The following is a 23,134-nucleotide window of genomic DNA, read 5'->3' on the forward strand; positions in this document are numbered from 1 at the left end:
TCACCCGTCCGCCGCTCGTCACCTCAGGAGCAAGCTCCCTTGTGTTACCGCTCGACTTGCATGTGTTAGGCCTGCCGCCAGCGTTCAATCTGAGCCATGATCAAACTCTTCAATTAAAGTTTTTTTGTTCGACTACGTCGAACTGCTCAATGAATTCTGTATCTTTTGCTTTCACTTTTTAAAAAGTGAAGACAAAAGTCATATTGCTATGAACACTCATTCATTAAGTAAATTTTTGATTGCTTCGTTAGAAGCAATTTCGAATAACTTAATCTCTGTGAGTGCCCACACAGATTTGCTTGTCATATTGTTAAAGAGCGTGAAGTCGTCTTTCAGACTTCGCCTTAGACGCTTAGGTCGTTTGGCTGAGGAGGCGTATTCTACACTTCCCGTTGTCGGCGTCAAGCGCTTATTTTAAGAAGTTTTTCAAGCGATGATTCTTTATACAAGGCACATCTAATAAAGCTCTTAAAGCGATTGTCACCAGATTCAAATCTCTTTCGATTTTTGAATCCCTAACACCGCTGCAAGTCCCGTTCTATCTAGCGTTTACGCTGGGTAGTTGGCCTGCTGTGCCGTGTCAGTGGATGCGCATTATAGGGATGTGAGATGAAAGCACAAGGGGCTTTTTCAATAAAAGCCGAATAACTTAACCAAATGAACATTAATAAGGCACTATGCGGTTTAATCCAACAAGAATACCGAGTTCAGCATAGGTTAGCGGCTATCACAGCGAGTATTTAGCGGGCGTTCGATAGCTCTTTATATAGTGCCAGCTCTTATAGTAGTGCGACTTATTGAATAATCTATCGCCATATTGGCATTCTATAGCATTCACGCTAGCATGGTACGGGTGAGTATCAGACTTCATTTAAGTCAGTTCATTTTAACTATGGATAGAAAAATGATTAAAACAATAAAAATAGGCGACACTAAGCTTCAACTTCCTGCCAGCACAACTGCCATTGCTAGCGCACTTTTGGTATTGTCACTCTGGTCGTCATCATCCCATGCCAACGTTATCTACACCTGGATCGACGACAAAGGGGTTACTCACTATAGTCAACAGCCACCTGAGCACACTCAAGAACAAACCAATTCGGATAAACTGTACAGTGAAGATATCGAGCCCAAGCAAATTGGTACAGTAGCGCCATCCGCATCAATAGTAGATAAGGCCCCAACAGATTTAGAGAATAAAGCAGCAGTCATTACCCAGAATGACCAGAAACAAGCGGAAGGGATCTGTAAAAATGCTAAACATAGCCTTAATGTGCTTACGACTCACACTAAATTAAATAAGAAAGATGCTAGCTCGGGTAAAGTCGTCGCAATGACAGAAGAGCAGCGACAAGCCGCAATCGCTGAGCATAAACAGAAAATCAAGCTCTTTTGCGTAAATTAAAGCTCATTGACACCTCTTATGGCCCTCGGTTCTGACAAAAAAACAGACTCAAATGAGTCTGTTTTCTTATAGAGTCACACTAGTTACTCGCTTGAAGAGTATACATCGAGCGTGCAACACCATCTTTACAGGCTTCCTGCCCCGCAGCCCAACCATCATCAAAGCGTTGTAGGCCGTCCAGTGCAGTATCTTTCTTTATCGAGTCATATAGCTCAGTCTGCTTCTTCGCTGTGACATAAGCATTTTTACAGCCACGGTAATAACCATAGTGATAAAGGCTTTCATACTCCTTGTTACCTTCACCAATATAAGGCCCTGACACCGACTTTTCTTCATAACTCGAACTTGAAGAACAGCCAATCACACTAATTGAAACTAATGCGATAAAGGCTAATTTATTTTTCATAATGCTCTGCTCCGTGTCCATTTCAAATTTTGAATTCACAATTTCAGTACATACCTTGAGTATTATCCATTACTTAAATAATACCAATTAGGCGAATAACAATCGGTAAAGGCTAGATATTGAAAATAAATATGTTTAGGTAAATTAATCGTCATCCATAACCAATATACCTTAAGACAGAGGAGTGTTGAGGTTAATTTTTAAACAAAAAAGCTTCAACCTAGGTTGAAGCCTTTTCACCAAACACCTAATGTCTAGGTTCTAACTTATTGTGTAAATACTAAAGCATCATCAGCAACTGAAACCTTAATATCCTTACCCGGCAAGAGTTGACCACTAAGGATCTTCTGCGCCAATGGATTTTCAACCTCTTGCTGCAGCGCTCTCTTTAGCGGTCTTGCACCATAGATAGGATCAAAGCCCGCTCGTGCGATCATTGATAGTGCCTCGTCTGTCATCTCAAGTCCGAAGTCTTTTTCAGCAAGACGCTTCTTAAGCCCTTCAATCTGAATGCCAGCAATATGAGCAATGTTTTGCTCATTCAACGGATGGAAAACAACTGCCTCATCAATACGGTTCAAAAACTCCGGTCTAAAGTTCTGCGTCACAACCTGCATCACATCTGACTTCATCTCATCATAGGACTGAGTACCAAAACCGAGCTGAATAAGATCAGAACCTAAATTTGAGGTCATGATCACCACAGTATTTCTGAAATCTACGGTACGGCCCTGACCGTCGGTAAGACGTCCATCATCTAATACCTGTAGTAAGATATTAAATACATCAGGGTGCGCCTTCTCTACCTCATCCAATAAAATTACTGAATATGGCTTACGTCGCACGGCTTCGGTTAAGTAACCGCCCTCTTCATAACCGACATACCCTGGAGGAGCACCAACTAAACGCGAAACCGAATGTTTCTCCATAAACTCTGACATATCGATTCGCACTAATGCCGATTCGGTATCGAATAAGAACTTCGCCAGTGACTTACACAGCTCAGTCTTACCTACACCGGTTGGGCCTAAGAACAGGAACGAACCAATAGGACGATTCGGATCTGCAAGACCAGCTCTGCTACGGCGAATAGCATTAGACACTGAATCAACCGCTTCATTTTGACCAATCACCCGCTCATGCAGCGCATCTTCCATCTTAAGCAGTTTTTCACGCTCACCTTCAAGCATCTTAGACACTGGAATACCTGTGGCCTTAGATAGTACTTCGGCAATCTCAACATCGGTGACTTTATTACGTAATAAGGTCATGTCCTGCATCTCAGCTTGTGAAGCAAGATCTAGTTGCTTTTCTAGCTCTGGAATACGGCCATACTGCAGTTCTGACATGCGAGTTAAGTCACCTGCACGCTTAGCTACCTCCATATCCATTCTAGCTTGCTCAAGATCGGCCTTAATATGCTGAGTTCCGGCTAATGCCGCTTTTTCAGTACGCCAAATCTCATTTAGCTCGGCCGCTTTTGCCTCAATATCTTTCAGCTCGCTACGCAGCACTTCTAAACGACGTAAACTCGCTTCATCTTCCTCTTTGCTCACCGCCTGCTCTTCCAGTTTTAACTGAATTGCGCGGCGCTCTAATCTATCTAAAGATTCTGGCTTAGAGTCAATCTGAATACGGATACTCGATGCAGCCTCATCAATCAGATCGATTGCCTTATCGGGCAACTTACGATCAGAAATGTAGCGGTGTGACATGCTTGCCGCCGCCACGATAGCAGGATCGGTAATTTCAACGTGATGGTGTAGCTCATAACGCTCTTTAAGGCCACGCAAGATGGCGATAGTGTCTTCAACACTTGGCTCGTCAACCAACACTTTCTGGAAACGACGCTCAAGGGCCGCATCTTTTTCAATGTACTGACGATACTCATCCAATGTTGTGGCGCCCACGCAGTGTAAGTCACCACGAGCCAGAGCAGGCTTAAGCATATTACCTGCATCCATTGCACCATCAGACTTACCAGCACCAACCATGGTGTGCAACTCGTCAATAAAGAGGATGACTTGCCCCTCTTCTTGAGAAAGCTCATTGAGCACTGCTTTTAAGCGTTCCTCAAATTCACCACGATACTTAGCACCAGCCACTAATGCGCCCATGTCTAATGACAAGACACGTTTATTCTTAATGCCTTCTGGAACCTCATTGTTAATGATCCGCTGAGCGAGACCTTCAACAATCGCCGTTTTACCCACGCCAGGCTCACCAATAAGCACTGGATTGTTTTTACTACGACGCTGCAACACCTGAATAGTACGGCGAATTTCATCGTCACGGCCAATAACAGGGTCTAACTTACCCTGCTCTGCTCGTTCTGTGAGATCGACGGTGAACTTTTTCAGAGCTTGGCGTTGATCTTCAGCATTTGGGTCATCAACTTTTTGGCCATTGCGGATCTGATCAATGGTCGACTCCATTAACTCTTTTGTCGCACCAGACTGCTTCAACGCTTGTGCTAAAGCATCATTACCCTCGAGTGCAGCTAATACAAACAGTTCACTAGAGATAAACTTGTCTTTACGCTTTTGCGCTAGCTTATCGCATAAGTTGAGTAGGCGAACTAATGCCTGAGATAGCTGTACATCGCCGCCCGTCCCTTCGACTTGCGGTCTTTGCTCTAAATCTTTACTTAATAAAGAGCGCAGGGTACTCACTTGGATCCCCGCTTGTGTCAGTAGAGGGTGAATTGACCCCCCGTCTTGATTTAGTAATGCCATCATCAGGTGTGATGGTTCGATAAATTGATGATCTCGTCCTAGTGCCAATGACTGAGCATCTGAGATCGCCATCTGGAATTTATTAGTCATACGATCGAGTCGCATAAATCCTCCGAGAACACATTAAAATTCTATAAATAAAAGGCAATGAATATTGCGCATCTGCTTCGAGAAATTGAATTGGATGCCATTATGACCATTGCTAGAAACGGTATAAATCCATTCGTACTTCTATTCACATTAGAAAAGGGGGTACTCCGCTATTAAGCAGAATATCTGTTACTTAAAAGATGGGGACTATTTAAACAAAATCAAGTCTGAGTTAACGATTAAGCCAAATAAATGATGCCATGCGGCCAGTAATACCGTCGCGGCGATAGGAAAAAAAGTGGGATTCATCTGCAACAGTGCAGCGCTGGTCTTTAAAGACACGCTTCACACCTAACAAAGCCAATCTAAATTCAGCAAGGCCTTGAATATCGGCTAGGAATTTAGCCTGACCATTGGCATCGATATGTGCCGTAAAAAATTTCGCAGCTTGTGGGTGCTTGGCTTCAAACTGTGCCTTTACCTCACTGCCGACTTCAAATGCGTTTGGTCCAATCGATGGCCCTAAATAAGCCACTAACTCACTCGGCTGATGAGCAAACTTATGCACAGCCGCTTCAATAATGCCATCACACAATCCGCGCCAACCAGCATGAACAGCCGCGACCTCGGTGCCCTGTTCATCGCACAGTAATACTGGCAAACAATCGGCGGTCATGACTACACACACTTGATCTAAACTACGGGTGTAACTGCCATCGGCATGGTGAACTTGGGTGTTGTCAGCATCGATGACATCAATACTGTGGATCTGCTCAAGCCAAGCGGGTTTTGCAGGGAGGGATAACTGCTTTTCAATATGCTGACGGTTAGCTAAGACCTTTTGCGGGTCATCACCGACGTGCAGCCCTAGATTAAGGCTGGAAAATGGTGGCAAGCTGCAGCCACCTTTTCGAGTAGAAAAAGCGAGGTTTACCCCGGATGGGATAAACCAAGCTGGATTTTCTATTTTAGCCGTCATTAGTACGCTGTCGGGTTTTCTTCAGTGTCTTTACGCAGCGCTTTAGTCAGCTTAACCATATCCTCAGGGATAGGCGCTTGCCAGCTCATGATTTCACAGGTAAATGGATGTGCTAACTCAAGTCTTACAGCGTGCAGTGCTTGACGCTTGAAGCCCATGTAAGTCTCAAAGAAGTCCGGCGCCGCACCTTTTGGTGGACGTGGGCGACCCGCATAAACAGGGTCACCAACCAATACATGACCAATATGTGCCATATGCACACGAATTTGGTGAGTACGGCCAGATTCCAGACGTAGTCTTAGGCGTGTATGCGCTCTGAATTTTTCCGCTACGCGGTAGTGAGTCATCGCAGGCTTACCATTATGAACCACTGCCATATGGGTACGCTTAGTCGGGTGACGATCGATTGGCTCATCGACGGTACCACCAGCAATAATAGTGCCTGTGACAATCGCTTCATACTCACGGGTAATATCACGTGCCTGTAGCGCCGCCACTAGATGTGTTTGCGCTTCAACAGTCTTAGCCACTACCATCAAACCTGTGGTGTCTTTATCCAGACGATGCACAATACCTGCACGTGGCACCAACTCAATACCAGGGCAATGATGCAACAGGGCATTCATTAAGGTACCAGTTTGGTTACCCGCACCTGGATGAACCACTAAGCCAGCTTGCTTGTTGATCACCAAAATATGGTCATCTTCATAGATGATATCTAAATCAATCGCTTCAGCTTCAGCTTTAGTTTCTTCTTCCAGCGTGGCATTTACGGTTACAACCTGACCTTCTAGCACCTTAGTTCTAGGCTTGTCAGAAACCTCGCCATCAATAAAGACTGAACCTGATAAAATCCACTCTTTAATACGTGTGCGCGAGTAGTCCGGGAACAATTCGGCCAGAGTCTGGTCTAATCTTTGCCCGGTTTGTGTTGCTGTGATCTCGCTTTTTAGATTAATCTCTTGTGTCATATGAACCGTACCCACTTTTCTGGGTCCAAAAATGTTTACTATCTGTTACAATCGGATTGTTTCTATTTTATCGTGAAATGGAAAAATTCTTAACAATAACTTTAAAAGAATCGAATTCAAGTATGCATAAAATTGCCAAAAGTGTCGCTGTAGTCCTTATCACACTTGCAGCTACGGCCTGTAGTAGTAAACAGGGCGAAGACCCTGCGATGACAAAGAGCTCTCCAGAAGTGCTCTATTCTCAAGCAAGAACCTCTATGGAACTAGGTAATTACAGCAAAGCTGTTCGTTCTCTAGAAGCCTTGGACTCACGCTTTCCATTTGGTCCGCACAAGACTCAGGTTCAACTTGATCTTATTTATGCCTATTACAAACTTGACGATCCAGCATCAGGTATTGCGAATATCGATCGCTTTATTCGCTTAAACCCAACTCATAAAGATATTGATTATGTTTATTACATGCGCGGCCTAGTCAATATGCAGTCTGATCGATACCTGTTTCACGATATGCTAAATATCGATCGTTCTGACCGCGATCCAAAGGCTGCGCAAGATGCATTCAAAGATTTCGATAGACTAATTAAGTCTTATCCAAACAGTAAGTATGCAGCAGATGCACAAAAACGCATGCAGCACCTAAAAAATAGACTGGCACTTTACTCGATCAAGGTAGCTGAATACTACATAAAAATGAATGCATGGAGTGCTGCGGCGATCCGCGCTCAGTCGGTTTTAGAGACCTACCCAGGTACTCCATCAACTGAAAAAGCATTAGAGATCATGTCTACAGCCTATGGCGAACTTGGTCAAGAAAAGCTTAAAGATCATGTACTCATGGTAATGAAGGCCAACTATCCAGATAATAAATTAGTGGCTAAATAAGCTGTTAGCCAAGCATATTTGACGATAAATAATGGCCTCTTTTAGAGGCCTTTATTTTTTGTTCAATTTACAGCACTTTCTTAACTAATCAGCCCTAGTTAGCGTTTTTCCACTATATCTGCCGACTAAAATGAAATTCTAAGGCGGTTTCCTTGCGATAAACTGACCACTCACTATTTACCGCATCAATTCAAGCGAGTGCTTTCCTGTTGCCATAGGCCTACTGCTTAGGGATAACCCAACGCCAATAAAGCACTGGCAGCATCAACACATCGAAACCCCAAGCAAATATCACCACTAAGCATGAGAGCAAGCTCAGTTGAGCAATAGGCGCAAAGGCAGACAATAAACCAATAGAGAAACCCAGTGCGATTGTCAGCGTGGTAAAGCTAATGACTGGCAACACCTTGTTCAGGCTCTGCCACATAGAAGTCACGGTTAATGCTTTACTATCAGGCAGCTTTAACATCAGATGCAGCGTATCATCGACGATAATCCCTAGCATCATGCCGAGCACCACCGCCGTGCCTAAACTAATAAAGCCGCCGTTTAGTTGCCAAAGGGCAAACACCCATAATAACGGCAAGAAGTTAAGCAATAGTCCCATCAAACCAAACAGCGGTGAGCGCTTAAGTAAACTCAATAGAATCGCCAAAGCAATCAAGGCTAGTGCAAATGACAGCAGCATATTATTGGCATTATCGACGCTTAGATGAGCGAACATTAAATTACTGGCAACAGGGGGACTCACCTTTACGGCAGCAGAATGCTCTGTAAGCCAGATATCGACCTTTTGTTCAAAGCTAATCAACTCCATAGCCGTCAAGGGCTGAAGATATAAAGTCACTAAACTCGATTGCTTATCTGCCGACAATTCACTGGCAAGCCCGAGCTCTTTCACCGAGTTACTGGCTAAGATCTGTTTAAACTGATTCTTGCCAATGCCTGCACTCTTAATCCAGTCGCCGATATGCTGCACCTTTACGACCTCTGGTTGGCGTTTTAAGAAACGACTGAACTTATAGATAAAACTTATCTCACTCTTAGCAAGCTGCTCATCATTCGCAGAGCTCACGACATAATGCTGCAGGTTAATGCCTGCAAAGTATTGAGTCATTTTCTGACTAGAGAGGGCAAAAGGATTTGTAGGTTCAAAATAACTTAGCGGATCGTCATTTAACCTCAATTTAGACACACTGAGCAGCGCCAAGGCACTTATCAAAATAATTCCCGTCATCACTGCCAACGGACGCTTAGCATTGAGCTTTGCAATCTGAATCACTGCCGAAAAGTCTAGACCTTTACTCGCTGAGGCTTTGGAGTAACCTGCAAAAAAGATAAGGCTAGTTAATGTCAGCAGGTAGTTACAAAGCACCGCAAAGCTCACAAGCAGACCAAAGCTTTGAATGGGAGGAGAGGGACTGAACATCAATAGGCTAAAGCCAAATATAGTGGTGATGCTGGAGTAAAATAGTGGCGCCTGATTAATCTTTACCGTATGCCTTAGGGACTGCTCATTTGTTTGACCACGATTAATCTCGGCGCGCCAACCAAAATACAGGTGAGATGCATAAGCAAAACCTAGGGTCACAATTATCACAGGCACAAAGGCGGTGATAGCCGCGAGAGTAAGCTTTAACCAAGCCGCGACCCCTATGGTCAACACTAAGGTGATAAGGTTATTAAGACTAAGCGCAAAAACCCATAACCTCTGCCGAATAAACAGTAACGCCATCAAAAAGATGATGCCCAATAATGCGGGGGCAAACCAACTCAAGTCATGGATTAATACCTTGGCATATTGCCAATTAAGCGCATGAGTACCATTTAGATAACTGTTAACCCCTAAAGGCTGCCAGTACTCACGGCTGTTATTGTTCACTCTTTGCAATACATCATCTAACCATAAACTCTGATTAGTAAAATCTTGCACTCTATGGGTGTTCAGCTGTAACTGCAGCAACAGAGCCCTACCGCCTTGAGACAAAACAGACGCCAATCTAGGATGGGTTTTATAGGCTAATAACTTATCTTGTTTGGCAGTGCCCTCAACAAACTGGTTATAACCTTGAATACTTGCGATATCTTGGCTGGCGTTAAGCAAGCTGAGAAAGACCATTAATTGCGCCTGTGGCTCTTTATCTCGCCAATCTGAATCTGTTTCTAGCAATAGCCAGAGTTGATCATGGCGCTCAAATTTATCCATCATGCTGTTAAACGCCACGAAGCGTGGTTCAGATGGGGCGAAATAGTCATTAAAGTCTATATCGAGATTAAGCCGAGCAAAGCCCGCCACACTGAGCAACAACAGGGCAGCGATTACCATAAACATGATTATCGGGTGTCTTTGAATACGCCAGATGGCACGATATTGGTAACCCAATCACTCTCTCCCTTTAAATAGCAGTGAATAAATCAAAAAACGGGTAAAGCCTCTTCTCACCTCATCTAACTCTACGTCCACATCCATTAAGCGGCTCATTTACGATTATTGCTTACTTCTATAGCTATACGTCTAATTATTCAACGAACAAGCAAGAAAACTCACTTATTTTCAGAAATGGGTTGACTCAAAACCTTAAAAGCCTTTTAATAGCGCCCGTTGCCCGAATAGCTCAGTCGGTAGAGCAGAGGATTGAAAATCCTCGTGTCCCTGGTTCGATTCCGGGTTCGGGCACCAATATTTAGTTTAGGTGTTGCAACAGCTAAACCAGCGATAAGGCAAATTAAGACCTCAAATCGCTAAACTAAACCTCGCACTGCGAGGTTTTTTTATGCCTGTTATTTAACTATTTTAATTCAATCCACATAAAAAAGCCCCGAGATGACTCGAGGCTTAATAGAGGCTGTTGTTTTAAGTTAAGCAGTGAAGCTAGACCTTAAACTTACTCACCGCATCTTGCAGGTACTCGGCACGCTCACGCACCTCTTCGGTCGCACTGGAGTTCTGAGTGGCGACCTCAGCAGTCTCTTGAGCGATATCACGGATCACCACCACATTTTGGTTCACCTCTGCGGCCACCATACTTTGCTCTTCAATCGCGGCTGCAATCTGCGTACTCATATCCATAATATTGGTCACGTCACCGTTGATCTGCTCAAGCAGGGTGCCTGCCGATGCCGCTTGCTCTGCACTTTCATTGCCCTGTTCACGGCTCGACTGCATCAACTCAACGATAGAATGAGTGCGCGACTGTAGGGTCTGAATGATCGAAGCGATCTCCTCTGTTGACTCCTGAGTTCGCATCGCAAGACTACGCACCTCATCGGCAACAACCGCAAAACCTCGTCCCTGCTCTCCAGCTCGAGCCGCCTCGATAGCGGCATTTAATGCCAGTAAGTTAGTTTGCTCGGCAATGCCGCGAATAACATCGAGCACGCTGCCTATGGTTTCACTGTCTTTCTCAAGCTCACCAACCACAGCGGCAGACTCGTTGATCTGCTGCGCCAGCAACTCAATTTTCTCAATCGTCTGCTGCACACCAACCTGCCCGGTCTGAGCGTTGTCGTGGGTCATACTGGCTTTGTTTGCCGCAAGCTCAGTGTTCTTAGCGATCTCATCAATGGTTGCTCCCATCTCGGTGATCGCCGTTGCCACCATATCGGTCTCATTTAGCTGGTTTTCTGCGCCTTGGGAGGCGCGCGCCACATTACCTGAAAGTTCTTGGCAAGATTGATTCATGGTCTCAACTGACTGAGTAACCTGATGAATAAGCTGCTGAAAGCTTTCAACCATGCTGTTGAAGTGCTTGGCAATCTGGCCAAGCTCATCATCGCTGCTGGCGTCACAGCGCATCGAAAGATCTTTATTTTCCTCAATATGGGTAATCACATCGGTAATGCGTTTCACAGGCTCTATGATGCTGCGAATAATCATCAAGGTTGTAATCGCTAAAGCGATAGCAATTAAGACGGCAATAGCGAGGCCGAAAATAAATGCCGAACTCTCTTTATCGCTAATCGCATCTAAGGCTAAAGATTCAAGCTGATTAAGGGCACTATCAGTATTGGCAACGGCTTGGCGTAACTGGCCGCGCTCACCTTCAGAAATCGTGAGGCCGAGTTGCTTCTCTTTTTGTACTAAGGCTTTAAAGTCAGCGTTATATTGTTGAATATAATTCAGCACCTGCTGCTTGGCTTGTCTGTCCAACTTGGACGCATTCGCTATATTGATAAACCCTTCGAGGTTATCATCAAATTTCGCCACATAGCCTTCACTGCGCCTAAGCATAAAGTCTTTCTCGGCGCGTCTAAGTTGCAGCATCTGCACCATCAGTTGTGGTTCATCATATTGCTCAACTAAGCTTTCAACTTGATGAACAGCGCCTCGCAAGGTGCCATATAAACCAGTCTTCGGCGTGAGACCTATCTGCTTATTTAAGCTAACCACATTGCTAAAGGCGGATTCATAACGACCGAGCTCTTGACTGAACTCGCTTAGGCTTGCTATTGGAATAGAGTATTTATCGAATACTCGTGTCAACTTCACTACCGTTTCCTGAGCTTCTCGGTTGTCGGACACATGCTGCTCGACATACTTAAGATCCTTTCTTGCCAGAAAGTCCTTTTCATCTTTACGTAGCATTAATATCTCATTCTTAAGCCCTGAGATATCTTGCGATGCTTGTGCTAATTCCGTTTGCACTTGACTAAAATAAACTTGAAGGCCAAACATCGCGGCTAACGCCGTGATCGATACCCCTGCACTTAACAGTAACTTGTAACGTATTAGCATTTTACATCTCTACTTATTATCAACTTGTCTCCCCTAGCTAACGCAAACTGCGTTTGACCAAGGCTGCCCCCTTAACTTATCGGCCGATTATATAGTAGATTTAGCTACAAAAAACCACAAAAACAGCAAACTATAACTAACATTCTAATTATTAAGTTGAAATATAATTCAACAACTAAAAGTTCATTGACTCAGTCCAAACCTGCAAATAGTATAAAATATACTTAAATGGAGGTTTTCATGTTAGTCATTAATGCAGAATCAGTTCATCAGTCACTTAATTTCCCCGATCTAATCAATGCCCTAGATGAGACCTTCTCTCGCCCAGCAGGCATGCCGCAACGCCAAGTCTTTGGCCTTGATGACTCGGGTGAGCATCATGATGCATTTGCGGTATTACCCTCTTGGAATGATAAAGCGATAGCCGTAAAAGCCTTTACCTATTTCCCTGGCAACCCACAAAAAGACCCACTGCTTGCTAGCCTCTACTCAAAAATTTTGGTCTTTAGTCGTGAAACTGGCGAACCCCAAGCCCTCGTTGATGGCACCAGCGTCACCTTCTGGCGCACAGCGGCCATCTCGGCATTAGGCAGCCGGTACCTATCCCGAGAAGACTCAAGCAAGCTACTGGTTTGCGGCACAGGTAACTTAGCCTCCTTTATGGCGCTCGCTCATGCCAGCGTACGCCCGATTAATCAAATCACCGTTTGGGGACGCAGTGAAGAGAAAGCCCGCAAAACCATCGAGCTTATTCGCAATAAGCGTCCAGATCTTGAAGTCATGCTCTGCACTGAGCTTGAACAGAGCGTACGCCAAGCCGATATCATTAGCTGTGCAACAGGAAGCCCAACTCCGCTGTTTGATGGAGACTGGGTACAACCGGGTACCCATACTGACTTTGTGGGTAACCATAATCATGACAGACGTGAGTTCGACACAAAGCTGCTCTGCAAGTCTTCGGTATTTGTCGATTCAAAAATCAACGTGTTTGCTGAAGCGGGCGAACTGCTCTTGCCTATTGAAGAGGGGGTCTTCTCTCTTGACGAAGTTAAGGGAGAGCTCGGTCAACTGTGTACGGCGCAAATTAAAGGCCGCATTAGCAATGATGAGATCACCATCTTCAAGACTGTCGGTACAGCCTTGGCCGATCTCGTCGGTGCGCAACTGGTGTTTTCAAAACTAAGCTAGATGCCAAGCTAACTTTTGGCGAGCAGTTGTTTGCTGCATAAAAAGAGAAGCGTATTAGGCTTCTCTTTTCTATTTCTCTCACTCAGCCACTTCGTCATTAAACCCACAGTAAAAATCCCCCCTTCCCCATTTACAAAAATAATTTCTATTGCATTTAAACCTTTTTATCTATTGGCTATGTCTTATTAGTATCGCAAGCGCACAAGGAAAGTTGAGTGACGGCACAAATACGGGTAATGGAGCCAAGGCCGCTTCTAGAGCCTGAACTTATAGATAAGGCAAAGCTAGGTGACAAGTCTGCTTTTAAGAAGCTCTACCAGCTGCACCACCAGCGTGTATATGCACTTTGCTTGAGGATCACTGGCCAAGTGTCACTGGCCGAGGAAGCAACCCAAGACTGCTTTGTCAGGCTTTGGCAGAAGCTGCCGCAGTTTCGTGGTGAGAGTCAATTTACCACCTGGCTACATACTCTGAGTGTCAACCAAGCTCTATCTAGCCTAAAGAAGCACCGCTCATTCTGGTCACGGTTTGTCAGCAGCGATACCGACCTGCAGAGCGTCAGGGACGAGTATGAAGACCTAGATAAAATTTTGCTCAAACTGCCAGAAAGAGCGCGCATCGTCTTCGTTCTCCACGCCTTAGAAGGTTACAAGCACGAAGAGGTCGCGCAACTGATGGGCATCGCACCCGGTACAAGTAAGGCGCAATACCACAGGGCACAGAAATTACTTGAAGCACTAATAGAGCAAGGCCAAGTCGATATAGGAGGCCGCCATGAATGATGCTAGCGCTAAACTGACCCAATTAATTAATCAGGCGCCTAGAGAGATCGCACCACAAAAAGAGCTATGGAACGATATTGAAAGACAGCTAGATAAAGTAGAGCTTGACCAGCCTCAAAATAAAGCTCAACAGAGACCTGTATTTAGGCGTCTTGCCGTTGCCAGCATCATTTTGCTCGTGGGGCTGCTAGGCATGAATATTTGGCAGCACAATGGTGAACTTTCAACATTAGCAACGCCATCGCCGCTATTAGCCACGTTAGCTGAGATAAAGCTGCAGCATCAACTACAGGTCGAACAGTTAAGCCAGCAGCAACACCTTACCAATTGGCAAGCCAGTGAATTGGGCTTACCGCTTGAAAACGGTATCGAACAACTTAGAAAAGCCGCAGAGCAGATCTATCAAGCCCTGCAACAAACCCCCAACGACAAGGAACTTTGGCAGCTATGGCTTTGGACTCAACAGCGAGAAATTGAGTTACTCCAACAAGGCCAAACTCTGCCAGTTAACCCATTACCCCAAGGAGTTTAAATATGAAACCATTACTGAAAAGCACGCTGATGGCGAGTGCACTTTTATTGAGTCATATGGCGATTGCAGGAGAAGCGATCGAGCAGCAGCAAACGGTTGAGGCCAATCCGGTAGTGAAAGTAAAAGTGCAGCGAGGTAGTGTCAGCTTTAAGTCCTGGGATAAAAATGAGATCGCCGTAAAAGGCACACTGGACGACCTCAGCGAAGGGTTTGTCTTTTCCGTCAAAGGCAACAAAGTGCTTATTGAAGATACCCTGCCACGTCAATACAACGGCAGTAATAAAGAAGGCTCTGAGTTAGTGATAACACTGCCAAGTAACCTAAGACTTGAAGCCGAAGGGGTATCGGCAGACTACCACCTCGATGCATTAAACGGCAAGCTTGAGGTCAGTTCAGTCAGCGGCAATATCAAAGCCAATGACCTAAGCGACAAAACCCTGCTTCAGACAGTGTCTGGCGATATTTCTACTCGCAGTCTTGCAGGTAAAAGTAAGCTGCAAACCGTTTCAGGTGACATCAAGGATACCCAAAGCTCCGGCACATTAAGCTACCAAATGGTGAGTGGTGAGCTCGCTGCTGATACTCAGGCAACCAAGGTGACGATAGAGTCTGTATCTGGTGATGTAACCATAGCGTTAGATAGTGTTGATACTCTGGCAGTCAAGACTGTCAGTGGAGATTTGGAGTTATCCCTCAATTCCTTATTAAACCGCGCGAAACTCGGGAGCGTCAGTGGCGATATCGAGGTTAACTTTCTCGGTGATACCGATGTGAGCTTCAATATCAACGGCGGCCCTAGCGGTAAGATCAGTAACAAGTTAACCGAGGATAAAGTCACTAAAGAGAAGTACTCACCGCAAAGTTACCTAAAATTCCAGACGGGTGATGGCCGAGCCGAGCTCAACGCTTCCACCATTAGTGGTAAAATTGAGTTACTGAAGTAAGCAATTTAAGTCACAGCGACTCCAACTAGATACAAGCTTTACTTCATCATGATAAACAACAAAGGCTGTAACCACTATGAGTTGCAGCCTTTATTTTACCTTCAAAGCGTGGCGAGAAAAGAGACTCCCGACCTAACAACCTGTGGTGCCAATAAAGGAGATAAATTCCTTTGCGGCAGGTGTTAAGGCACGAGACTTTAAATACACAGCACCATAATCCACTTTAATATTCGGCATGTCTTGCACCTTTAATAATACTAACCGCCCCGCTTTTAATTCGTCCTCAATAATCACTTGAGGCAATAGACCTATCATATCGCTGTTATAAAGTAGCAAACGAATTGATTGAAAGATCTCAAATCGCAATAGACCAGAAAAAGCCTGTCGGCTTGAATCAAATAGATCGCCAAACAGATTTTCTATTTCATGGGTCGTGGCGCGAGGCAGGGCTATTGGGAAGTCTTTTAGCCTCGGGGTATAAAGGTTTGCTTCTCTAACGAGTGGATGTTCTGGTCTACAACAAAAAACCCCGCTAGAGTGACAATAGTTAATCACCTCTAAGTCATCTCGCTGATCGAAACCTGTTACTTTGGTTTCTGAAACAAACAGATCCAACTTCCCTCTTGAAAGTAGCTCACTCAACTCACTGACATCTCGAGTCCGTAACTCCACACTTATCGATGGTGAATACCGAGAAAACTCACTCAAAATCTCACTCAAAATATTGCTAGATGCTAAGGTTCCGCCACCAATTACAAGCTTACCGCTTGATTTACCACTGTTAACTTTTATATCAGACTCTAGAAGATGCACACCATTTAAAATCTTGTCGCTATGCTTTAAGACTAAATCACCATGAAAGGTCAACTTTACATGCCTTGAGTCGCGAGTAAATAATTGCACTCCAAGGTTCTGCTCCATCTTCTGAATACTGCGTGTCAAAGAGGGTTGAGTGATGGCTAACTTATCGGCCGCGACACTGAAGCTCTTACATTCAGCCAGCGCCACAAAGTGTTTTATATGCCTTAACTCCATATACCTCATCCAACAAAATTTTCATTAATCTAGATAAACTCAAACTCGCCATGAGCTTCGGCTAACAAACAGATAGTAACAGTTGAAGGTTAACCCTCGATTAAGCCAACTCTGCCCCTAATAAGCTATTCCAGATATAACGTTGATTCAAGCTTCGCCCATTAAAGGTGTGACAACTTGTATCAATTGTAACCATCCCCTAAGTCGTCCATACAAGCGGCATTAAACCTTGATATTTCAATGCCACAAGATCGATAGCAGATCGTTATTTCAGTGTAATAACTAAGAGAACTCACCAAAATATGAACATATTTTTCATAAAAAAAACTGAAATACCTATCAGCTATACCTGCATTCATTCTGACTATTGGCCACAAAAACAACAAACAGTTAACAATTGGGTTGCACAAATACAACCAGAAGGCAGGACAATGAAACTAAAAAAAATAAGTCTGATGACAGTTGCGGCTATCTATGCCGCAGGCGCTGGAGCTACGGCACTTAACAGTGCCCCCAATCGTATTGAGTTAGAAACACTCAGTGTGAAACCCTTTGAGATGTCAAATGAGCATTATGAAGCGATAAAAGCGGCCTCCCAGGAAAGGTTAAATCGCCCAGGAATGACAGCGAAGCCAAATAACCACCGTCCGCAGGGACAAGCTGAAAAGATACCGTTTAAATTTGAAAAAAACATAACCGGTGAACACACCTATATCATTCAACTCGCTGAACAACCTGTGGCAACTTATGATGGCAACATAAGCGGTTTTACCGCGACAGCATTGAGTTCATCGCCGCAAAATTTTAGCTCAAATAACAAGATAAACCTTAATAGCAGTGCCTCTCATACCTACCTAAACTATCTCGAAAATAGACAACTCAAGGTGAATAGCCTGATCACTAACACCTTAGGCTCACCGAAAGAGATCGAACAATCATACCGGTACGCTTTTAATGGTATGAGTATGAAGTTAACGCAGCAGCAAGCTGCACGAGTGGCAAAAATTGATGGTGTTCGTGCGGTAACACGCTCAGTGGTGCTTGAACTTCACACCGATGTTGGCCCTCAACATATTGGCGCCGATAAAGTTTGGAGTGGAGAAACATCACAAGCTAGTCCCAACACGGGGCACGGTGTGGTGGTGGGTATTTTAGATACAGGGATTAACTCTGACCATCCCTCTTTTGCTCCGGTAGGCGACGATAATGTACAGATAACCAATCCACTCGGAAGTGGTAATTTTATCGGTGATTGTGCACTTGAAGAGTTTGCCAACCTATGTAATGACAAGCTTATAGGTATACGCTCCTACTCTGAGATTACCGACTCCTATGGAGACCCTATCTTCAGAGGTATGGGACCACTCGCGCCTTGGGAACGCATTCGTCCGGCAAACGGCGAGGACTATAATGGCCACGGTTCCCATACTGCCTCAACGGTTGCGGGTAATGTTCTTTTTGATGTTCCCTACCAGATGTCAGAAATAGGGGCAGATAACAGTGTCACGGGCCGTGATACAGAGTTTGTATTTGAACGTGTTTCAGGTGTGGCTCCACACGCCAATATTGTCGCCTATCAAGTCTGTTTTCCAGGAACGGGCTCCACGCAATATGTTGGTTGTCCCCAAGATATCACCCTGAAGGCTGTCGATGATGCAATCGCTGACGGAGTTGATGTTATCAACTACTCAGTCGGGGGGGCAGAACAGCTTCCATGGGAGTCGCCAACAGAGCTCGCCTTTCTTGCCGCAAGAGAAGCAGGCATATCTGTTTCAGCCTCTGCAGGCAATGCAGGTTATGGCTGGATGGATCATGTCTCACCTTGGCTAACATCTGTCGCCGCAACAACCCACAGCCGCGACCTGACCTCTGCAGATAAGACATTAGATAACTTCGAAGGCGGAGATGAAAACCCAAGCCCATGGGGACCAATGACAGCAGCATCAATAACTGGTGGCTATAGCGGTCCCGTGTTTTTAGCAGCGGATTACAATAGCGACAATGGTCATTGTGATACTCCCTTTGCCGAAGGGACTTTCAACTTTATGCCCGATGGTGTCACCGCACTTAGCCAAGCACCTATCATTGTTTGCGCGCGAAGCAACCAAGCTCGGGTGACAAAATCTGACAATATAAAAGCCGGCGGTGCTGGCGGCTTTATTCTCTACAATCTTGAAGATGATTGGAGCGTTCCAGCCTCAGTACGTATCAGTGATTACTACTCACTGCCCGCGGCTCACGTCAATACCTATGATGGCAGTAAGATCATCAATTGGCTCGCTTCCGGCACGGGTCACCACGTGACAATCAGTGACGGGTCAATTCAACAAACAGAGGCCGAAGCAGACCAATTGGCAAACTTCTCCTCCCGTGGGCCAAGTGTGACCAATCCTCATGTCATGGCACCAACACTGGCGGCACCTGGGGTTAATATTTTTGCAGCTTATGCCAATGACAGAATATTTAGCCTAGATAACTGGGGAATGAATTGGTCAATCGTAAGCGGCACATCAATGGCAGCCCCCCATGTAGCAGGTACGATGGCACTGCTAAAGAATGCGCGCCCTAACTGGACACCGGCGCAAATTCAATCAGCATTAACAACAACGGCGAATAAAGTCGAATATTCACAAGATGGATACGGAGGCACCTACGCAGTCACCTACGATGATGCGGGCGCCGGTGTTGTCGATGTTGCCAAAGCAATTGATGTTGGCCTCGTCATGGATGAAAACATCGAAAACTATAAGAGCTCAAACCCGCTTGTCGGCGGAGATGTTACAGCACTGAATACACCTTACATTGTTAATCGTGACTGTAATGGCACCTGTAGCTGGTACCGTACATTTACAGCTACTCAAGATGGTAGCTGGAATGTGTCAGCGCAAGAGTCAGACTTTACTGGGGCTTCGACATTAAAGCTTGAGGTTTCCCCAAAGACATTTAGTCTGCAAGCTGGCGAGCAACAGCGGGTCATGATTACTGCGCATATGCCCGATATTGACTACCAGTCAGACTCCCCTGTCGGCCCTGGTAATACAGATGGCATTACACTCTATGGCAAGCTCACATTAGCGCCGAGCAGTGCAACAATGCCAGTTCAATCACTGCCTATCATTGCCAGTTACGAGCGCGCTAAACTTCCCGTTATCATTCAAACAGAAATTGGACGAGATCAGGGAAGTTATGAAACACCATCGATGCTATTACCACAAAGCGCTGAAATATCGGCCGTAGCCTATGGCTTAACCACTGGCACTGAAACAGAACACCATCTGAAGATGAATACACAGTGGCCATGGGAAGTCGAAGGCACTGTCCCTGCAGCTGAGACTCAACTAGCCTATAAGATGTTTACTGTTCCAGAAGGGACCAAACGCTTAATTGTCGAGATCACCGATGAAGATGACTACGCTCGTTACTCTAGCCGTATTGATCTTGGTCGTGATGTTAATAATGATGGCAACATCGACTATATGGAAGAGGCACTGTGTGTCTCAGACTGGCGCTTAAAAGATTACTGCGCAATCAACAATCCAGAGCCAGGACAATACTGGTACATGGTCAGCAACTTAAAATGGTCTGTAGGCAACCTTTGGGATCCCTATGATGAGGCTCACCGTATCGTTTCTAATTTGGTTATCGTATCCGATGAGGTAAGCAACAATCTGACTGTATCACCAGTTATATCTGATGGTGTCACTCCTAGCTCCTTATCCCTGAACTGGGCTTTGGACCAAGCTATTGAAGGCGATATCTTACATGGCGTTATTGAGTTAGGGCTTGATAGTAGCAACCCTGATGATATTGGTATGCTGCCAGTAAGGTTTACTAAAGGCGAAGCTGACGTCCAATTTACGGCAAGCCATGAAGGAGCGAGAATTGGTAATGTCATAGACTTTGAGCTTATCCAGCAAGCTAACCTATTTGGTCATACCCGCGATATCGATATGAATGTTGCGATTCCTGAAGGGCTAACTCTGATAGCAGAAAGTGTTCGTGGTAATGAGTTTACGCAGCCGCTAATCTCTGTCGACGGTAACCAGATCAATATCGCTGGTACACAGCAATCTTCCAAAGATGCCCCTCGCACTTACGAGTATACGACAAGCTTAGAAGATGAGATGTGTCGCCTACCCTTTAGTGATTATCCAACCTTTGTCGATCTACCCGGTATCGGTGTACCACAGGTTCCTGGCTTCGAAAACATCTGGGATCAGATGTTTGAAATTCCTGATTTCGAAGGCTATGACAAATATTTCCCACACGTGCCTCTATATGGCATCGAAGCGAAAGACACCACCAATATTATTCAGATCTATGGTAATGGGATCTTGAAGTTTGATGCTCACGCCTTTAATGCAAACTGGGCAGGCTCTAGCTTAGCACCCGATGGGATTAAAGATTTGATCGTCGCACCTCTTTGGCGTCGTGACTCAGCCACTTTAAATGAGTCAGGCATGGATCTAGATACCTTTACGCCTTACGAGCGAGGCGTCTATGCCGCGTCACTAAACCAAGAGAAATACTTCATCGTGCAATGGAAGGAGATGTATAACGTAGAAGCAGGAGACGGTCCTTGGGGTATGCCAACAGTCGATCGTGAGCAGAACTTTGACTTTCAAGTTTTAGCCTCAACCAATATCGACTTTACACCTGGTGCTTATGAACTTTACTTCTCTTATAAGGATCTTAACGGTGATAAAAGTGACCATACGATTGGCTTAAAAGGTTATCAAGGTACTCGAGGCTTCTACTACCCTGTAAATGGTTTCCACTATGATGATTACGCGGTCAACGAAGATGACAAAACTGACAGCGATATGATTATCTGTGCTAACTACCAAGGGCCGGAAAGTACTCGAATGGTCATGCGCTTCTCTGCAGTCGTTAACCCATCTGCAGCAGCAAATGTGTCAGAAGTCTCACTCACAGCAGCTGCCACAAATGGTAATACGGTAGAGCGAGCACTTCCAATAGCGGTCGCAGGCAATATCACCATATTTGATATTGCAGATCAGCTTACAGAGGAAAATACGGAGTCAAATCCGCTAACCGTTGAGTACCTGCATAATCAAAATAGACAAGTAACCATGAGCGTCAGCGGGGAAAATGTGACGGCCAATATTGATGGACTGAAATTCAGCCTCGTGCCCGACAGTGATTGGCATGGCACCACTGAGGTGACCGTTACCGTCCATGATATGGCTTACCCATCGGATCAAGCATCAACCCGCTTTATGCTGACGGTTAATTCTGACGGTATAGAGCCGACTCCGCCACCAGCGGAAGAAACACCGGATGAACAACCCAAGTCAGATAGCGGTGGTAGCCTAGGTTTCTTAGCGCTGACACTACTTGGACTCATCGTAGCTGGTCGCAGAAAGCGTCACTAAGCTAACGTCATCAAACAGAGATAAGACGAACCGTTACTTATCTCAGGACAAAACAGTAAGTCATAAAAAGGGCCCTTATCATGAGGGCCCTTTCTACATCTGTGACTAAAAGATCACGCTTTTGAGTTTGAAAGCATCAATTGTAAGAAACGCTTAGCCGCAACACTTGCCTGACTGCGCAACATCACCACACTAAAGCACACATCTAATTTCGGCATATCAACAGGCTTAAAGGTATGTAGTTCATCTGCCACAGTTTCATCCAATAGCGCTACCTGAGGTGTCAAGGCTAACATCTGTGAGTGTTGCATTGCCGCGTTAATCGGTGGGAAAGCGTCATAATGTAAAAGCCCGGCAAAATCACTTCGATATTCAAACAAGAGATCACCAAACAGCTCGACAACGCCAGCGGGTAAGTTTCTTGGGATAGCGATAGGATATTGGCGCAGATCCTCTAGGCTCAGACTATCTCGCTCTGCAAGAGGATGGTTTTTTCTCGCGCAGAAAACCGCGTTATAAGTGGGTAAATTAAAGCATTGGACTAAAGCCTCATGACCTATCTCCTCTCCCCTGACATCAGTGATCAGCAGAGATAGTTTTCCCTGAAGCAATTTAACCAGATTATTTTGCCAAGTCCCCTCTTCTAGCTCAACATGCACATCTGGGTAGCGATCGATAAAACGACCTATGGCAGGCCCAAGTATGGTGTTTGCAGGGACCGGACTCGTCCCTATCGCAAGATGGCCACTACTTTTACCTTGCAGGTACTGCAGCTCCTTACGCAAAGTGTCCACACCTTGAATGATGCTTTCACTATGATTGAGCACTAGCTCTCCTGAAGCTGTCAAGGACATCGCTTGATGACCACGGATCAAAAGCTCAGTTCCAAGCAGCCCTTCCAACCGCTGAATGCTCCGGCTCAGCGATGGCTGTGCTAGGTTCAATCTCTGCGCCGCCTTTTGGTAATTTCCCTCTCTGGCTAACACAGTAAAATTTCTTAAATGTCTAAATTCAATCAAGACTCATCCGAAAGTCGGTAATTAACAAGTTAA

The 23,134-nt window shown here is 45.2% G+C and carries 15 protein-coding genes, 1 tRNA gene and 1 rRNA gene; 8 read left to right on the forward strand and 9 right to left on the reverse strand.

What is annotated here, in order from left to right; all coding sequences use genetic code 11:
- Positions 1-116, reverse strand: a 16S ribosomal RNA gene (locus JMA39_RS14110); the annotation flags it as partial.
- Positions 117-904: 788 nt separating this feature from the next.
- On the opposite strand from JMA39_RS14110, the gene JMA39_RS14115 reads away from it, so the two are divergent.
- Entirely contained in the window at positions 905-1,405 is a 501-nt protein-coding gene (locus tag JMA39_RS14115) for a DUF4124 domain-containing protein (RefSeq protein ID WP_237732840.1), read from the forward strand.
- A gap of 79 nt (positions 1,406-1,484) precedes the next feature.
- Here the strand turns inward: JMA39_RS14115 and JMA39_RS14120 are convergent, their stop codons facing one another.
- From JMA39_RS14120 to rluD, 4 genes are all read right to left on the reverse strand, one after another.
- Complete coding sequence (locus tag JMA39_RS14120) at positions 1,485-1,811, reverse strand: hypothetical protein (RefSeq protein WP_202722502.1); 327 nt, start codon at positions 1,809-1,811, stop codon at positions 1,485-1,487.
- A gap of 266 nt (positions 1,812-2,077) precedes the next feature.
- Positions 2,078-4,651 (reverse strand): ATP-dependent chaperone ClpB, encoded by a 2,574-nt coding sequence (clpB, locus tag JMA39_RS14125; protein ID WP_202722503.1) that lies wholly within the window; start codon positions 4,649-4,651, stop codon positions 2,078-2,080.
- Between the two features lie 217 nt (positions 4,652-4,868).
- On the reverse strand, positions 4,869-5,615 hold the full coding sequence (pgeF, locus tag JMA39_RS14130) for a peptidoglycan editing factor PgeF (RefSeq protein WP_202722504.1): 747 nt from the start codon (positions 5,613-5,615) through the stop codon (positions 4,869-4,871).
- The gene (gene rluD / locus JMA39_RS14135; RefSeq protein ID WP_202722505.1) at positions 5,615-6,586 is read right to left on the reverse strand and encodes a 23S rRNA pseudouridine(1911/1915/1917) synthase RluD; all 972 of its coding nucleotides are present in this window, start codon (positions 6,584-6,586) and stop codon (positions 5,615-5,617) included. The genes pgeF and rluD overlap by 1 nt, the downstream gene beginning before the upstream one ends.
- A gap of 122 nt (positions 6,587-6,708) precedes the next feature.
- Here rluD and JMA39_RS14140 point away from each other — a divergent pair, with 122 nt between their 5' ends.
- Positions 6,709-7,470, forward strand: a complete 762-nt coding sequence (locus tag JMA39_RS14140) for an outer membrane protein assembly factor BamD (RefSeq protein ID WP_202722506.1) — start codon at positions 6,709-6,711, stop codon at positions 7,468-7,470.
- Between the two features lie 220 nt (positions 7,471-7,690).
- Here JMA39_RS14140 and JMA39_RS14145 read toward each other — a convergent pair whose 3' ends face one another.
- Positions 7,691-9,853 (reverse strand): efflux RND transporter permease subunit, encoded by a 2,163-nt coding sequence (locus JMA39_RS14145; protein ID WP_237732841.1) that lies wholly within the window; start codon positions 9,851-9,853, stop codon positions 7,691-7,693.
- A gap of 221 nt (positions 9,854-10,074) precedes the next feature.
- On the opposite strand from JMA39_RS14145, the gene JMA39_RS14150 reads away from it, so the two are divergent.
- Positions 10,075-10,150: transfer RNA gene (locus JMA39_RS14150), tRNA-Phe, on the forward strand.
- A 192-nt stretch (positions 10,151-10,342) separates the two neighbouring features.
- Here the strand turns inward: JMA39_RS14150 and JMA39_RS14155 are convergent.
- Positions 10,343-12,205: a methyl-accepting chemotaxis protein gene (locus JMA39_RS14155; RefSeq protein ID WP_202722507.1), complete on the reverse strand. Its 1,863-nt coding sequence runs from the start codon at positions 12,203-12,205 to the stop codon at positions 10,343-10,345.
- Positions 12,206-12,445: 240 nt separating this feature from the next.
- Between JMA39_RS14155 and lhpI the strand changes: the two genes are divergently transcribed.
- The 4 genes from lhpI to JMA39_RS14175 all read left to right on the forward strand — a co-directional run bounded on the left by lhpI (position 12,446) and on the right by JMA39_RS14175 (position 15,651).
- A complete protein-coding gene (gene lhpI / locus JMA39_RS14160) occupies positions 12,446-13,393 on the forward strand; it encodes a bifunctional Delta(1)-pyrroline-2-carboxylate/Delta(1)-piperideine-2-carboxylate reductase (protein WP_202722508.1) in 948 nt (315 codons plus the stop codon).
- Positions 13,394-13,629: 236 nt separating this feature from the next.
- Complete coding sequence (locus tag JMA39_RS14165; RefSeq protein WP_202722685.1) at positions 13,630-14,175, forward strand: RNA polymerase sigma factor; 546 nt, start codon at positions 13,630-13,632, stop codon at positions 14,173-14,175.
- Positions 14,168-14,707, forward strand: coding sequence for a hypothetical protein (locus JMA39_RS14170; RefSeq protein WP_202722509.1), 540 nt, complete (start codon positions 14,168-14,170; stop codon positions 14,705-14,707). Before JMA39_RS14165 ends, JMA39_RS14170 begins: the two co-directional genes overlap by 8 nt.
- Positions 14,708-14,709: 2 nt before the next feature.
- The gene (locus JMA39_RS14175; protein WP_202722510.1) at positions 14,710-15,651 is read left to right on the forward strand and encodes a DUF4097 family beta strand repeat-containing protein; all 942 of its coding nucleotides are present in this window, start codon (positions 14,710-14,712) and stop codon (positions 15,649-15,651) included.
- A gap of 132 nt (positions 15,652-15,783) precedes the next feature.
- Here JMA39_RS14175 and JMA39_RS14180 read toward each other — a convergent pair whose 3' ends face one another.
- Positions 15,784-16,686, reverse strand: a complete 903-nt coding sequence (locus JMA39_RS14180; RefSeq protein WP_202722511.1) for a LysR family transcriptional regulator — start codon at positions 16,684-16,686, stop codon at positions 15,784-15,786.
- Between the two features lie 431 nt (positions 16,687-17,117).
- Between JMA39_RS14180 and JMA39_RS21320 the strand changes: the two genes are divergently transcribed.
- Positions 17,118-22,082: a S8 family serine peptidase gene (locus tag JMA39_RS21320; protein ID WP_202722512.1), complete on the forward strand. Its 4,965-nt coding sequence runs from the start codon at positions 17,118-17,120 to the stop codon at positions 22,080-22,082.
- Positions 22,083-22,195: 113 nt separating this feature from the next.
- Here the strand turns inward: JMA39_RS21320 and JMA39_RS14190 are convergent, their stop codons facing one another.
- Complete coding sequence (locus JMA39_RS14190; RefSeq protein ID WP_220741578.1) at positions 22,196-23,101, reverse strand: LysR family transcriptional regulator; 906 nt, start codon at positions 23,099-23,101, stop codon at positions 22,196-22,198.
- Positions 23,102-23,134: the final 33 nt, after the last annotated feature.

Source organism: Shewanella schlegeliana, from assembly GCF_016765635.1.
GTDB classification, from domain to species: domain Bacteria; phylum Pseudomonadota; class Gammaproteobacteria; order Enterobacterales; family Shewanellaceae; genus Shewanella; species Shewanella schlegeliana.